This is a genomic window from Luteimonas sp. A478, from assembly GCF_054052025.1.
In genome coordinates, this window is the sequence record NZ_JBSVRF010000006.1 from 35,062 (window position 1) to 48,976 (window position 13,915).

The following is a 13,915-nucleotide window of genomic DNA, read 5'->3' on the forward strand; positions in this document are numbered from 1 at the left end:
ATTCACGCGGTTTCGCGCGCAAGGCGCGCTCCTACGGGTTGATTTTCTGCATGACCAGACTGGAATTCAGGCCGGCGACGGTTGCCGACATCAATGCCATCGTCGAACTGGTGACATCCGCCTACCGCGGCGATGCCAGTCGCGTCGGCTGGACCACCGAGGCCGACCTGCTGGACGGTCCCCGGATCGACCCGGAGGTGCTGCGCGCCGACATCGAGCGTCCGCGCAGCATCGTGCTGCTGGCCGGCGCGCCGGACGCGACCGGCGAAGACGCCCTGCTGGCCTGCGCCCACGTGGCCGTCGAAGACGACGGCACCGGCTATTTCGGCATGTTCTCGGTCCGGCCGCAGCTGCAGGGCTCGGGTACCGGCCGCGCGGTGCTGGAGGAGTGCGAGCGCATCGCCCGCGAGGACTGGAAGCTGGCCACCATGCGCATGCAGGTGATCGTGCAGCGCGCCGAGCTGATCGCCTGGTACCAACGCCGCGGTTACCGCCGCACCGGTGTTTTCGAGCCCTTTCCCTACGGCGATCCGCGTTTCGGCATGCCAAAGCGCGACGACCTGCGCTTCGAGGTGCTGGAGAAGAGCCTGTCGCCCGGCGCCGTTGCGGAAACCGACGCCAAACCTGAAGAAGATGAACATGATGGACACTGAAGGCTGGATCCGCGTCTGCGTAACTTCCGAACTGCTGCCCGGCGAAATGCAGGTGGCCTGGGACGGGGACACCCCGATCCTGGTGTTCAACCGCGACGGCGACCTCTACGCGCTGGAAGACCGCTGCAGCCATGAGGATTTCGAACTGTCCGCCGGGGAGTTCGACCCGGCCACCGGCACCATCGAGTGCGTCCTGCACGGTGCGAAGTTCGATGTCAGCGACGGACGGGCCCTGTGTCCGCCCGCGTACGCGCCAGCAGTGAAATTTCCTGTCCGCGTCCACGACGGCGCCGTCTGGACCCGCGACGACCGCGGCTGAACAAGCTGCTCCCAAGCACACGCGGGACCCATGATCGCTGGACGTGCAGCCAGCGTATCGACCGGCCCTTGAAACAATAACCATTCGCATTACAATTCTCACCAGCGTGCCGGACCTCGAGTCCGGCACTTCTCCATTTCCTTCCCCGCCTGGCAGCCGCCGCCAACCCAGGTCGAGAGAGCAACTACGAACCTGGAGCTGTTGATGTCCCCACGCAACCGCAAGTCCGTGCAGCGGCGCACCCTGCTTGCCACAACCATTGCCCTGGCCTTTGCCGCCGCCCCTGCTGCCGCCGAGCCCGACCCCTCGCCCAGCACCGTCGACTTCGACACCATCGTGGTCACCGCTTCGGGCTTCGAGCAGAAGATCACCGACGCGCCCGCCAGCATCAGCGTCATCAGCCGCGAAGAGCTCGAGCGCAAGCAGTACGCCAACCTGGCCCAGGCCCTGGGCGACGTGGAGGGCGTGGACATCAACCAGGGCACTGGCAAGACCGGCGGCCTGGACATCAGCATCCGCGGCATGCCCAGCGCCTACACCCTGGTGCTGGTGGACGGGCGCCGCCAGAACAACGGCGGCGACATCACCCCCAACGGCTTTGGCGAAACCTCCAACAGCTTCATGCCGCCGCTGTCGGCCATCGAGCGCATCGAAGTGATCCGCGGCCCGATGTCGACCCTGTACGGCTCCGACGCGGTGGGCGGCGTGGTCAACATCATCACCCGTCGTGTTGCCGACAGCTGGTCGGGCTCGATCGGCCTCAACCACACCTTCCAGCAAGACCGCGGCTACGGCGCCAGCAGCGGCGCGAACCTTTACATCGCCGGCCCGCTGGTCGCCGACCGTCTGGGGCTGGCCATCCGCGGCAGCATCCACGACCGCGGCGCTTCCGACCTGCAGTTCGGCAACGACGCGGCGGTCAGCCGCCGCGGCGCCGCGGCCGTGGAAGGGCGCAACAGCAACTGGGGCGCGCGCCTGACCTTGACTCCCAACGAGTTCCACGAGGTTTCGCTGGATCTGGAGCAGGGCCGGCAGGTGTATGACAACGACGACTGCCAGCTCGGCACCCTGGACGGCTGGGCCGGCAACGCGGTGTCCGGTTGCACCACTCCCGACAACAGCGCCGCCGGTTATGCCGACGAGCTGCGCTTCAACCGCGAGCAGGCTGTGCTGGCCCACCGCGGTTCGCTGGACATCGGCCTGTGGGAAAGCGCGGTGACCTGGAAAACCACCGAAACCATCGGCCGCACCATCCCCGGCACCATCGGCCAGGCCTGGGACAACTTCCCCGGGATCGTGGGCGGCGCGCCGCGCGCGCTTGAATCACGTGACCTGATCCTGGATACGCGCCTGGTGGCTTCCGTTGGGGCCGCCCACACCCTCAGCGTGGGCGGCCAGTACATCGACGCCGAAGTCGAGGACGGCATCACCTCGGAGCGCTTCGAACGCAGCTCCTGGGCGGTGTTCGTGGAAGACGAATGGCGGATCATCGATCCGATGGGCCTCACCTTCGGCGGCCGCTATGAAAGCCACGACGCCTTTGGTGGCCACTTCAGCCCGCGGATCTACCTGACCTGGTCGGCCAGCGACCGCTGGACCCTGAAGGGCGGCGTCAGCCGCGGCTATCGCACCCCTTCCGTCAACCAGCTCCATGACGGCATCAATGGCGCCACCGGCCAGGGACGGACCATCACCATCGGCAGCCCGCACCTGAAGCCCGAGACCAGCCGCAATCACGAGATCGGCTTCTATTACGACGGCCAGCAAGGCTTCAACGCCAACCTGACCCTGTTCCACACCGAGTTCGAGGACATGATCAGCACCGGCACCCCGGTGGCGAACTGCTGGGCCGCGGCCAACCCCGGCCTGCCGGGCTGCATGGACCTGGGCAGCGGCTTTACCCAGGACAGCTTTGCCCAGAACACCAACGTGGGCGAAGCCACCAGCCAGGGCGTGGAGCTGGCCGCACGCTGGCAGTTCGCTGATGCGTGGTCGATGGGCGGCAACTGGACCTGGGCCGACACCGAGCAGAAGAGTGGCGAGGACCGCGGCGCTCCGTTCACCAACCAGGCCAAGCATTCGGTCAACGCCAACCTGGACTGGGAAGCCACCGACACCCTCAGCCTGTGGCTGCGCGGTGAGTATCGCGGCGAGCGCGATCGGTTCACCAATCTCTACGGAAACCTCAGTCCGGCCGACCAGGCCATCGTGGACGGGCTGGGCAAGCTGCATTCCTACACCCAATTCCACCTGGGTGGATCCTGGCGCGCTTCCGACAGCGTGACCTTCAACGCCACCATCTACAACCTGCTGGACAAGGACTTCCTTGACGGCGACTACTACGTGACCAACACCGGCGCTACCGGCTGGGGATCGCACTACACCCAGATCGGCCGCTCGGTCACCGGCACGCTGCAGGAAGGCCGCCGCCTCTGGCTGTCAGTCAACGTCGGCTTCTGAGCCGACTGAACCTGGACCGGGACCTGGATCCGCCGGAGCGTGCAAGCCGCGCTCCGGCGGCGCTGCTTCCCGTGGACGCAGACGCATGGCGATCAGTTCGCCGCCGCCATCGAGCATGAACCGGCTCCGCTGCGCGGACGCCAGCACCGCGGCATCCCCCCGTTCCAGCGGTGGCAGGCCGCTGGCGTGGTCGAAACGGCCCTGCCCTGCCAGCAGGTACAGGAGCCAGCCTTCCGCCGGACCGGCGAAAAACAGCATCGGCCCGACCAGCGGGCGACGCCACACGTCAATCTCCAGCCTGTCACGCCGCCACATCAGGTTCAGCGCCACGGCGCGGCCGTCGATGGGCTCACCCGTCACAGCCTCTCCGCCGTCATAGCGGGCACGTCCGTGAGGGGGCAGGAGTTCTTCCACCCGGCCGTCGCCAAAGCGCAGCCTCAGCCCCTCGCCTTCCACCAGCACCTGATCGCGGGCGATCCCCGGGAACAGCGACCAGGGCGCGGCCTGTTCGATCTCCGCCACTGACAGCCGCCACAGCCAGTCCCCGTCATCCGGCCAGGCCATGATCGCCCGGGTCCAGCCCAGCCCGTTACGCCAGCGCTCGCGGCGATGCATGTTGGCCGGCAAGACCTGGGCTGTGGGCGGCAGGGGCAACATCCGCGCAGTTTATCCGCTGGCCCGGCGGGCCGCCCGCACATCGGTCCTGCAGTTCGGCACAAAAAGGCACCGCCCGTGCACACCAGGGTGCGCACGGGCGGCTCTACATCCATGTAACGGCATCCTGCCGGTCCTCGGGGGCTCCCTGCCCCCGTCTTCCGGGAGCACGCGTCTCCCGGAAAGATCCAATCAGCGCTGCTGGGACACGCCTGCGGTGGCGGGCGCACGCCGGGTCGGGGTGCCGGTCTCGATCCGTTCGCGATTGCGCTCCACCGTAGCCAGCCCGATGCCCTTCACCTGGGCCAGCTCGTCGGCGCTCTTGAACGGCCCGTTGGCGGCGCGATGGGCAACGATCTCCTCGGCTTTGGCCGGGCCGACGTTGCTCAGCACGCGCGAAAGCGTGTCTGCATCGGCGGTATTGATATTGACCTTCTCGCTCGCCGACGCGCCGCCGAGCATCAACAGCGACAGCAGCAAGCTGGCAAAAATGATCCTGAATCCGTTCATGATCCTGCTCCTTGATGGTGTGGTGAATTCCTGTCCCCGAACCGGGATCATCCCGGCCGGCATGCACAGTTTCCCTGCAGGCCAACAGGCCGCCCATCATCGAACTCCCCCGCGCCCCGCCGGGAGACCCCGCGCGACCGGGTAGGAAAAGCCTGAAGCCGGGCCGCGCTAAAATGGCGGTCTTCCCCGCACAGCGAGCCCCTCATGGATACCAGCAAGATCAGCCAGTACGTCTCCAGCAAATGGGACGACGAACTCATCGACCAGCTTTCCGACTACATCCGCATTCCCGCCAAGTCGCCCATGTTCGATCCCGACTGGGAGAAGAACGGCCACATGGACGAGGCGGTGAAGCTGATGGCTGGCTGGGCGAAATCACAGCCGATCCCCGGCATCCAGGTGGACGTGATCCGCCTGGAAGGCCGCACGCCGGTGATCTTCATCGACATCCCGGCTGGCAACGGCGGCAGCAACGACGACTGCGTGCTGATGTACGGCCACCTGGACAAGCAGCCCGAAGTCACCGGCTGGGACGAGGACAAGGGCCCGTGGAAGCCGGTGCTGCAGGACGGCAAGCTGTACGGTCGCGGCAGCGCCGATGACGGCTACGCGCTCTACAGCTCTCTGGCGGCCATCACCGCCCTGCAGGAGCAGCAGCTGCCCTACTCGCGCATCGTCCTGCTGATCGAATCCTGCGAGGAATCCGGCAGCTACGACCTGCCGGCCTACGTGGAACACCTGTCCGACCGCATCGGCATCCCTTCGCTGGTGGTGTGCCTGGATTCGGGCTGCGGCAACTACGAGCAGCTGTGGTGCTGCACTTCGTTGCGCGGCATGACCGGCGGCGACCTGACCGTGGAAGTGCTCACCGAGGGCGTGCACTCCGGCGATGCCTCGGGAATCATTCCCTCCAGCTTCCGCCTGCTGCGCCAGCTGCTGTCGCGCGTAGAAGACGAGGACAGCGGCCGGATCCTGATCGACGCCCTGCACGCTGCCATCCCGCAGGAGCGCCTGGAACAGGCCCGCGAGGCCGCCAAGGTGGTCGGCTCGGCCGCGTACGACAAGTTCCCGCTGGTGCCGGGCCTGCAGCCGGTTACCGATGATCCCGCGGAGCTGATCCTCAACCGCACCTGGCGCCCGGCGCTGTCGATCACCGGCGTGGACGGCATGCCGAGCCTGGACGATGCGGGCAACGTGCTGCGCCCGAAGACCGCGGTGAAGCTCTCGTTGCGCCTGCCGCCGTCCATCGATGGCAAACGCGCCGGCGAACTGCTCACCGAGGCCCTGGTGCGCGACACTCCCAACGGCGCCAAGGTGACCCTGGAGCTAGAAAAGGCCGCCACCGGCTGGAACGCGCCGGCGCTGGCACCGTGGCTGGGCAAGGCCCTGGATGAGGGCAGCCGCGAGTTCTTCGGCAAGCCGGCGATCTTCATGGGCGAAGGCGGCTCGATCCCGTTCATGGGCCTGCTGGGCGAGAAGTTCCCCGGCGCGCAGTTCCTGATCACCGGCGTGCTGGGCCCGCACTCCAACGCCCACGGGCCGAACGAGTTCCTGCACATCGACATGGTCAAGAAGGTCACCGCCTGTGTGGCCAAGGTGCTGGCCGAGCACCACCACGCCAGCGCGCGCGGCGAAACCAGGCGCTGACCGCAGCGTCCACAATCGCGGCGCCCGGTCGTGCCGGGCGCTGCATCAACCAACCAAGGGGAACCGCAAATGCCTCCACCGTTTGGCAGCACCAGCTGGCTCTACATCATCCTGCTGGGCCTGATCGTGGGCATCCTCGCCCGCCTGATCACCCCCGGCCGGCGCCGGCTGGGCATCATCCTGACCTCGCTGCTGGGCATCGGCGGAGCCCTTCTGGCCACCTGGCTGGGACGCGAAATGAGCTGGTACTCGGCCGGCGAAGCCGCCGGATTCTTCGGCGCCCTGCTTGGCTCGGTGATCATCCTCGGCGTCGTGCAGCTGTTTCGGCGCTAACGCGCATCGCCCGGGCGAAGGATCAGGAGCTTCCTGGGCTACGTGTCACGCGGTTTCGCGCGCATGGCGCGCTCCTACGAGGCCGAGGCGCACCGGTAGGAGCGCGCCATGCGCGCGAAACCGCGTGACCTCGAACCACCAACGCCCTACGACCGTCCGTACACGTCCTCGTAGCGGACGATGTCATCCTCGCCCAGGTAATCGCCTGACTGCACTTCAATGAGTTCCAGCATTTCCGTGCCGGGATTCTCAAGCCTGTGCTTCGCCCCCAGCGGGATGTAGGTGGACTGGTTGGCGTGCAGTTCGAACACGTCGTTGTCGCGGGTCACCCGCGCGGTGCCGCGCACCACGATCCAGTGTTCGGCGCGGTGCTTGTGGGACTGCAGCGAGAGCCGCCCGCCCGGCTTGACCTTGATCCGCTTGACCTGGAATCCGTCGTCCTGGTCGATCGAGTCGTAGCTGCCCCAGGGGCGGTGTACCTCGCGGTGCAGCACGGCGTGGCTGCGTTCGCCGGCCTTGAGCCTGGCCACCACGTCCTTGACCTGCTGCACCCGGTCCTTGTGCGCCACCAACACGGCATCGTCTGTTTCCACCACCACCAGGTCGTCCACGCCAACCATGGCCACCAGGCGACGCGACCAGGCATAGCTGTTGCGGCTGTCCACGGCGATCACGTCGCCGTGGTGGGCGTTGCCGTCGGCGTCCTGCTTGCTCACTTCCCACAGCGCCGACCAGGAACCGACATCGTTCCAGCCGATGTCCACCGGCAGCACCTTGGCATCCCCGGTCTTTTCCATCACCGCGTAGTCGATCGAATCCGCGGGCGATGCAGCGAAAGCATCCTTGTCCAGACGGACGAAGTCGCCGTCGCGGGCGGCGCCTTCGAACGCCTTGCGCACGGCGGCCACCATGTCCGGCTGGAACTTCTCCAGCTCATCCAGGTAACGCGATGCGCGGAACAGGAACATGCCGCTGTTCCAGTAGTAGCCACCCTCTTCCAGGTAGGTACGGGCGGTATCGGCATCGGGCTTTTCCACGAAGCGCAGCACATCGCGCACGCCGCCCGCCGCTGCCTGACCAGCCGCCTGGCCCGCATCTGCTTGGATGTAGCCGAAGCCGGTTTCCGGAGCCTCGGGAACGATGCCGAAGGTCACCAGCGCGCCGGCATCGGCTGCCGGCATGGCTGCACGCACGGCAGCCTGGAAGGCCGAGGGATCACGCACCACGTGGTCGGAAGGCAGCACCAGCAGCAGCGGATCTTCACCACCGGCAACGGCCTGAAGGGCCGCCGCGGCAATCGCGGGCGCGGTATTGCGCCCGACCGGTTCAAGCAGGATGGCCGCGCCTTCCACACCCACCAGCCGCAGCTGCTCGGCGGCGAGGAAGCGATGCTCCTCGTTGGCGACCACGATCGGCGCGCCTTCGGCCAGCGGCGCCACGCGCAACCAGGTCTCCTGGAGCATCGTGGCCTCGCCCGCCAGGGCAAGGAACTGCTTGGGGTAGGCTTCGCGTGACAGCGGCCACAGCCGGGTTCCGGAGCCTCCGGAGAGCAACACCACCTGCAGATTCGACATCGCCAACTCGCCTGGAACGGACCCTTGAGTTTACCCTGTGCCCCGTCTTCCGCCGTTCCGCCAGGCCGCCATGCCGTTCCAGCCCAGCCACCTGTTTGCCTACCGTTGCGCCGGGGCGATCCGCCGATGAAGGCGCTCATCTTCGCCGCCGGCCTGGGCGAGCGCATGCGGCCGCTGACCGACACCACCCCCAAGCCCCTGCTGCAGGCGGCCGGCAAGCCGCTGATCGTGTGGCATCTGGAGCGGCTGGCCGCGGCCGGCGTGGACGAGGTGGTGATCAACACTTCCTGGCTGGCATCGCAGTTTCCCGCTGCGCTCGGTGACGGCAGCCGCTGGGGCCTGTCGATCCACTACTCGTATGAGGGCGAAGTGCCGCTGGAGACCGGCGGCGGCATGTGGCGGGCGCTGGCCCGGCTGGGCAACAACCCGTTCATCGCCGTCAACGGTGATATCTGGACCGATTACGATTTCAGCCTGCTGCCGCACCAGCCGCGCGGCGATGCGCACCTGGTGCTGGTCGACAACCCGGACCACAACAGCGCCGGGGATTTCGCCGCGTGCCCCAACGGCATCCTGCGCAATGACGGCGGCGAGCGGCTCACCTTCTCCGGCATCGGGGTCTACCGCGCTTCGCTGTTTGACGACTGGCGGCGGATCATCGGTGACGCACCAGGTGCGGAAAAGGCCCCGCCGCGGTTCAAGCTGGCGCCGCTGCTGCGCGCAGCCATTGCCGAAGGCCAGGTTACCGGCGAGCACCATGCGGGAGCGTGGACGGATGTGGGCACGCCCCGGCGCTTGGCAGAATTGGAAGCGTCGCTGGTAGCGGAGCCGTAGGAACGGGCTGCGCGCCCCACGCCGCCAATCCCGGCATCGCCCCTGTCAGCCGCGCAGGGCCGAGCTGCGATTGATCGGCGACCAGGGCCTGCCCTGCAGGCGCACGCGGCGGGCACGCTACACTCCGGCCAGGTGGCACCGAACTCTTAGTCACGGGATACCGGGGGCAGCCAGGTGTCGGAAGGCCGGGGACAGGACAACACGCAGCAACCGTCCGCAGACGCGCGGACCGACACCGTGCGCGGGGAGCAGCGCGAACTGGTGTCGCTGATGACGGCGCGTGTCGGTGAGGCTTACCTGCGCCAGCCGTTCTTCGTCGATGGCGATACCGACGTGGTCAGCCTGTGCCGGATGCTGGACGAGCGCGGCGTCGGCGAAGCGCTGGTGCGCGATGGCGACCGGCTTGGCATCTTCACCACCACCAACCTGCGCGATGCGCTGCTGCGTCCCGAGCCGCCAGCCGAACTGGCGGTGCGCGATCTGGCCACCTTCGCTCCGGTGTCGGTATCGGTGAATGACGAACTCCACGAAGCCCTGATCCTGATGCTGCGCCATCGCATCCACCGGGTGATCGTGCGCGATGGCGACGCGGTAGTGGGCGTGCTGAGCCAGCTTGACCTGATGGGATTCGTGGCCGGCCATTCGCACCTGATCACCCTGCAGGCGGCCTCGGCGCAGGATGTTCCGGCCCTGGCCGCAGCCGCAACCCAGGTCGACGGGCTGATCCGCCTGCTGCATCAGGACGGGGTGCGCCCCAGTGTGATCGCCGGGCTGGTGGGCGAGCTCAACCGCCAGGTGTTCCGGCGCCTGTGGACGCTCCTTGCGCCGGCGGAACTGCGCAGCAACTCCTGCCTGGTGGTGATGGGCAGCGAGGGTCGCGGTGAGCAGATCGTCAAGACCGACCAGGACAATGCGCTGATCCTGCGCGACGGCTTCGAGCACCCGCGGCTGGGCGAGGTGACCGCCGCCTTCAGCGCCGCGCTGGGCGAACTCGGCTACCCGCCCTGCCCTGGCGGGATCATGCTCAGCCGCCCGCTGTGGTGCCAGCCGCTGGCAGGCTTCAAAGAAAGCCTGCGTGACTGGGTTCACGGCAGCGATCCGGTGGGGCCGATGAACCTGGCCATCTTCCTGGATGCGGCCGCTGTGGACGGGGATGAAAGCCTGCTGCAGGCGGCGCGCGACCATGTCGACCATCTGGTGCAGGACAGCGGCCTGTGGTTTGCACGCTTCACCCGCGCGGTCGAACAGTTCGACGACGGCGACAGCTGGTGGACCCGCCTGCCCGGCCTCAAGGGCACCCGGCCCACGCGGATCGATATCAAGAAGGTGGGGCTGTTCCCGATCGTGCACGGGGTGCGGGCGCTGGCCCTGCAGCACCGGATCCGGGCGCCGGGCACCGTGGACCGCATCAGGGCGCTGGAAGCGGAGGGCCGGATCGAAGCCCCCATGGCCCGCGACCTGGCCGAGGCGCTGCAGTTCCTGATCGGCCTGAAACTGACCACCAACCTGCGCCAGCTGGCCGAAGGGCGTGAACCAGGCAACGAGGTGCGACTGGACGCCCTGGGCCGGCTGGAGCGGCAGACGCTGAGGGACTCGATCGCCATCGTGCGCGGCTTCAGGCAGTGGCTGGGCCGGCGCTTCCGATTCGACACGCTGTGAGGAGCCCCCCGCCCAAGCCCGCGGTACTGGTGGCGCTGTGCGCGCTGGGCCTGGCGCTGTGGAACTTCCCGCTGCTGATCGTGTGGAGCAGGGACGCCACGGTGTTCGGGCTTCCGCTGCTGCCGGTGGCGCTGTTCACCAGCTGGGCCGGGCTGATCGCCGCGCTGGCCTGGGTGTCGGAGAAGGACGAATGATCCCCGCGTGGCTGGTGCTGGCGGTGTCGGCCGGCTACCTGGCCCTGCTGTTCGCGATCGCGGCGTTCGCCGACAGGCGCGCGGCGCAGGGACGCTCGGTGATCGGACGGCCGTGGATCTACGCGCTGTCGCTGGGGGTGTACTGCTCGGCGTGGACCTATTTCGGCAGCGTGGGTCGGGCGGCGTCGGGCGGCATCTGGTTCCTGCCGATCTACCTCGGTCCCACGCTGGTGATGCTGGTGGGCTGGATCGTGGTGCGCAAGATGATCCGCATTGCCCGCGAGTACCGCATCACCTCGATCGCCGACTTCATCGCCAGCCGCTACGGCAAGAGCCCGGCACTGGCGGCGCTGGTCACGCTGATCACCGTGGTCGGCATCGTTCCCTACATCGCCCTGCAGCTGAAAGCGGTGTCATCGGGCTACCGGCTGCTGACCGACACACCGGGCACCGCGGCCGCTGGCCTGGCCTGGTGGCAGGACGGCACCCTGATGATCGCCCTGGCGCTGGCGGCGTTCACCGTCATCTTCGGCACCCGCCACCTGGACAGCGCCGAACGCCACGAGGGCATGGTGGCGGCGATTGCCACCGAATCCCTGGTCAAGCTGGTGGCCTTCCTCGCAGTGGGCATCTTCGTCACCTGGGGCCTGTTCGATGGACCTGCCGACATCTGGGCCCGGGCTGCGATGGACCTGCCCGAGTTGCATGGCCTGCTGCTGTCCGGCGGCCGCGCGGTCGACGCCTTCGGCTATGCGGAGTGGTTCACCCTGACCCTCGTTTCAGCGCTGTCGGTGATCCTGCTGCCGCGGCAGTTCCAGGTGATGGTGGTCGAATGCGTGGATGAGCGGCACTTCAAGCGCGCGGCGTGGATGTTCCCGGCCTACCTGCTGCTGATCAACCTGTTCGTGCTGCCGCTGGCGATCGGCGGCCTGCTGATCTTCGGCACCGGCACGACCGATCCGGAAACCTTCGTGCTCTCGCTGCCGCTGAGCGAGGGCATGATCACCCTGGCCCTGTTTGCCTACATCGGTGGGCTGTCGGCGGCCACCGGCATGCTGATCGTGGAGACAATCGCGATCTCGACCATGGTCTGCAACGATCTGGTGATGCCAGCGCTGCTGCGCCTGCCCGGGTTCCGCTCGCGCAGCGGCGGCGACCTGACCCGGCTGCTGCTCAACATCCGCCGCGCGGCGATCCTGGGCGTGCTGCTTTTGGGATACCTGTACTTCCACGTGGCCGGCGACGCCTATGCGCTGGTGTCGATCGGGCTGATCAGCTTTGCCGCGGTGGCGCAGTTCGCGCCCGCCCTGTTTGGCGGCATGTACTGGCGCGGCGGCACCCGCACCGGGGCGATCGGCGGGCTGCTCGGCGGCTTCGCGGTCTGGGCCTGGACGCTGATGCTGCCCTCACTGGCCAAGTCGGGGTGGATCGGCGACGGCATCCTCGAGGCCGGGCCTTTCGGCATCCAGGCCTTGGCGCCGGAAAGCCTGTTCGGGCTGACCGGCTTCGACCCCCTTACCCACGCCCTGTTCTGGAGCCTGCTGGTCAATATCAGCCTGTACGTTGGGCTGTCACTGCGGCGCGAGCCGACCGGGCGCGAGGCCAGCCAGGCGCTACTGTTCGTGGATGTGTTCGAGCGCGGCGGCTCGGACGCACCGGTGTTCTGGCGCGGCCGAGCCAGGCTGGATGACCTGCGCCAGCTGGCCAACCGGCTGCTGGGTGAGGCGCGCGCGGGCGCGGTGTTCGATGAGCTGGCCCACGAGACCGGCGTGGGCGATGCCAGCCGGCTGGTGCCCGATGCACGCCTGGTGGACCACGTGGAACGCCAGCTTGCAGGCGCCATCGGCAGTGCGTCCGCACGGGTGATGGTGGCCTCGGTGGCGCAGGAAGAGCGGCTGGGACTGGATGACGTGATCGACATCCTCGACGAGGCCAGCCAGGTCCGCGCCTACGCCCGGGCGCTGGAGCAGACCTCCAGCGAGCTGCGCGAAGCCAACGAGCAGCTCAAGAGCCTGGACCGGATGAAGGATGACTTCATCTCCTCGGTCAGCCACGAGCTGCGCACCCCGCTGACATCGATCCGGGCACTGGCCGAACTGATGCACGACACGGCGGATATCGAGCCCGCCCAGCGCGAGGAATTCCTGGCCATCATCGTCGCCGAGAGCGAGCGGCTCGGCCGATTGGTCAGCCAGGTGCTGGACATGGCCAAGATCGAGGCGGGGATGGCCGAATGGCACATCGAACCGCTGGACCTGCGCGAGGTGGTGGTGGCAGCGCTGAAATCGACGGGCGAGCTGTTCCGCAGCAAGGATGTGGCCGTCCACGTACATCTGCCCGACGCGGTGCCGCCGGTGGCAGCCGATCGGGATCGCCTGGCCCAGGTAATGCTGAACCTGCTGTCCAACGCCGCCAAGTTCGTGCCGACCACCGGTGGCCGGGTCGAAGTGCGGCTGCGGGAGGAAAGCGACGGACTGGTGGTGGAAGTCGCGGACAATGGCCCCGGCGTGCCCGAAAGGGAACGGCCCACCGTGTTCGACAAGTTCCGCCAGGGCGGCGACGAACTGGACCGCCCGCCCGGCACCGGCCTGGGCCTGACCATCAGCCGCCAGATCGTGGAGCACCTGGGCGGTAAGATCTGGCTGCATCATCAAGCCGACGGCGGCGCATGCTTTGCATTCAAGCTGCCGCTGCGGCCGGAAGGAGGGACGCAATGACCACGGTGCTGATTGCCGACGATGAACCGAACATCGTCATTTCCCTTGAGTTCATGATGAAACGCGAGGGCTACGAAGTGCTGGTCGCGCGCGATGGCGTGGCTGCGCTGGAGGCGATCCGCAGCCAGCGCCCGCGGCTGGTGCTGCTGGACGCGATGATGCCGGGGATGAACGGTTTCGATGTGTGCGAGGCAGTACGTGCCGACCCCGGGCTGCGCGACACCTTGATCCTGATGCTCACTGCCAAGGGCCGCGAGACGGACAGGGCGCGGGGCATCGGCGTAGGCGCGGATGCCTACGTCACCAAGCCGTTCTCCACCCGCGAGCTGGCCCAGCAGGTGCGGGACATGTTGGCGTGAGA

13 protein-coding genes are annotated in these 13,915 nt (G+C 67.7%); 10 read left to right on the forward strand and 3 right to left on the reverse strand.

Annotated features, from left to right (window positions below; translation table 11 throughout):
• Positions 1 to 50 precede the first annotated feature (50 nt).
• The 3 genes from ACW7G3_RS11900 to ACW7G3_RS11910 all read left to right on the forward strand — a co-directional run bounded on the left by ACW7G3_RS11900 (position 51) and on the right by ACW7G3_RS11910 (position 3,432).
• Complete coding sequence (locus tag ACW7G3_RS11900; protein ID WP_456982963.1) at positions 51 to 653, forward strand: GNAT family N-acetyltransferase; 603 nt, start codon at positions 51 to 53, stop codon at positions 651 to 653.
• Positions 640 to 972 carry a non-heme iron oxygenase ferredoxin subunit gene (locus ACW7G3_RS11905; protein WP_456982964.1) on the forward strand — a complete coding sequence of 111 codons (333 nt, stop codon included), beginning with the start codon at positions 640 to 642 and terminating at the stop codon, positions 970 to 972. Before ACW7G3_RS11900 ends, ACW7G3_RS11905 begins: the two co-directional genes overlap by 14 nt.
• 204 nt (positions 973 to 1,176) lie before the next feature.
• Complete coding sequence (locus tag ACW7G3_RS11910; protein WP_456982965.1) at positions 1,177 to 3,432, forward strand: TonB-dependent receptor domain-containing protein; 2,256 nt, start codon at positions 1,177 to 1,179, stop codon at positions 3,430 to 3,432.
• On the opposite strand, the gene ACW7G3_RS11915 is transcribed toward ACW7G3_RS11910, so the two are convergent.
• Both ACW7G3_RS11915 and ACW7G3_RS11920 read right to left on the reverse strand, forming a co-directional pair.
• Positions 3,412 to 4,089, reverse strand: coding sequence for a HutD/Ves family protein (locus ACW7G3_RS11915; protein ID WP_456982966.1), 678 nt, complete (start codon positions 4,087 to 4,089; stop codon positions 3,412 to 3,414). The two genes, ACW7G3_RS11910 and ACW7G3_RS11915, sit on opposite strands and share 21 nt — an antisense overlap.
• A gap of 189 nt (positions 4,090 to 4,278) precedes the next feature.
• Positions 4,279 to 4,647, reverse strand: coding sequence for a ComEA family DNA-binding protein (locus tag ACW7G3_RS11920; protein WP_456983138.1), 369 nt, complete (start codon positions 4,645 to 4,647; stop codon positions 4,279 to 4,281).
• Between the two features lie 153 nt (positions 4,648 to 4,800).
• On the opposite strand from ACW7G3_RS11920, the gene ACW7G3_RS11925 reads away from it, so the two are divergent.
• On the forward strand, positions 4,801 to 6,243 hold the full coding sequence (locus tag ACW7G3_RS11925; RefSeq protein WP_456982967.1) for a M20 family metallopeptidase: 1,443 nt from the start codon (positions 4,801 to 4,803) through the stop codon (positions 6,241 to 6,243).
• A 69-nt stretch (positions 6,244 to 6,312) separates the two neighbouring features.
• Positions 6,313 to 6,576 (forward strand): GlsB/YeaQ/YmgE family stress response membrane protein, encoded by a 264-nt coding sequence (locus ACW7G3_RS11930; RefSeq protein WP_456982969.1) that lies wholly within the window; start codon positions 6,313 to 6,315, stop codon positions 6,574 to 6,576.
• 146 nt (positions 6,577 to 6,722) lie between these two features.
• Here ACW7G3_RS11930 and ACW7G3_RS11935 read toward each other — a convergent pair whose 3' ends face one another.
• Complete coding sequence (locus tag ACW7G3_RS11935; protein WP_456982970.1) at positions 6,723 to 8,150, reverse strand: mannose-1-phosphate guanylyltransferase/mannose-6-phosphate isomerase; 1,428 nt, start codon at positions 8,148 to 8,150, stop codon at positions 6,723 to 6,725.
• A 126-nt stretch (positions 8,151 to 8,276) separates the two neighbouring features.
• Between ACW7G3_RS11935 and murU the strand changes: the two genes are divergently transcribed.
• From murU to ACW7G3_RS11960, 5 genes are all read left to right on the forward strand, one after another.
• Entirely contained in the window at positions 8,277 to 8,984 is a 708-nt protein-coding gene (gene murU, locus ACW7G3_RS11940) for an N-acetylmuramate alpha-1-phosphate uridylyltransferase MurU (protein ID WP_456982972.1), read from the forward strand.
• Positions 8,985 to 9,158: 174 nt separating this feature from the next.
• A complete protein-coding gene (locus tag ACW7G3_RS11945; RefSeq protein WP_456982974.1) occupies positions 9,159 to 10,643 on the forward strand; it encodes a putative nucleotidyltransferase substrate binding domain-containing protein in 1,485 nt (494 codons plus the stop codon).
• Positions 10,640 to 10,837 (forward strand): hypothetical protein, encoded by a 198-nt coding sequence (locus tag ACW7G3_RS11950; protein ID WP_456982976.1) that lies wholly within the window; start codon positions 10,640 to 10,642, stop codon positions 10,835 to 10,837. Before ACW7G3_RS11945 ends, ACW7G3_RS11950 begins: the two co-directional genes overlap by 4 nt.
• Entirely contained in the window at positions 10,834 to 13,554 is a 2,721-nt protein-coding gene (locus ACW7G3_RS11955; protein ID WP_456982978.1) for an ATP-binding protein, read from the forward strand. The genes ACW7G3_RS11950 and ACW7G3_RS11955 overlap by 4 nt, the downstream gene beginning before the upstream one ends.
• A complete protein-coding gene (locus ACW7G3_RS11960; protein WP_456982980.1) occupies positions 13,551 to 13,913 on the forward strand; it encodes a response regulator transcription factor in 363 nt (120 codons plus the stop codon). The genes ACW7G3_RS11955 and ACW7G3_RS11960 overlap by 4 nt, the downstream gene beginning before the upstream one ends.
• The last annotated feature ends 2 nt before the right edge of the window (positions 13,914 to 13,915 follow it).

What these genes read in the sequence shown, in the direction of transcription:
- ACW7G3_RS11900 (WP_456982963.1), top strand. Translation starts at nt 51, where the DNA reads ATGACCAGACTGGAATTCAGGCCGGCGACGGTTGCCGACATCAATGCC.
- ACW7G3_RS11905 (WP_456982964.1), top strand. Translation starts at nt 640, where the DNA reads ATGATGGACACTGAAGGCTGGATCCGCGTCTGCGTAACTTCCGAACTG.
- ACW7G3_RS11910 (WP_456982965.1), top strand. Translation starts at nt 1,177, where the DNA reads ATGTCCCCACGCAACCGCAAGTCCGTGCAGCGGCGCACCCTGCTTGCC.
- ACW7G3_RS11915 (WP_456982966.1), bottom strand. Translation starts at nt 4,089, where the DNA reads ATGTTGCCCCTGCCGCCCACAGCCCAGGTCTTGCCGGCCAACATGCAT.
- ACW7G3_RS11920 (WP_456983138.1), bottom strand. Translation starts at nt 4,647, where the DNA reads ATGATCCCGGTTCGGGGACAGGAATTCACCACACCATCAAGGAGCAGG.
- ACW7G3_RS11925 (WP_456982967.1), top strand. Translation starts at nt 4,801, where the DNA reads ATGGATACCAGCAAGATCAGCCAGTACGTCTCCAGCAAATGGGACGAC.
- ACW7G3_RS11930 (WP_456982969.1), top strand. Translation starts at nt 6,313, where the DNA reads ATGCCTCCACCGTTTGGCAGCACCAGCTGGCTCTACATCATCCTGCTG.
- ACW7G3_RS11935 (WP_456982970.1), bottom strand. Translation starts at nt 8,150, where the DNA reads ATGTCGAATCTGCAGGTGGTGTTGCTCTCCGGAGGCTCCGGAACCCGG.
- murU (WP_456982972.1), top strand. Translation starts at nt 8,277, where the DNA reads ATGAAGGCGCTCATCTTCGCCGCCGGCCTGGGCGAGCGCATGCGGCCG.
- ACW7G3_RS11955 (WP_456982978.1), top strand. Translation starts at nt 10,834, where the DNA reads ATGATCCCCGCGTGGCTGGTGCTGGCGGTGTCGGCCGGCTACCTGGCC.
- ACW7G3_RS11960 (WP_456982980.1), top strand. Translation starts at nt 13,551, where the DNA reads ATGACCACGGTGCTGATTGCCGACGATGAACCGAACATCGTCATTTCC.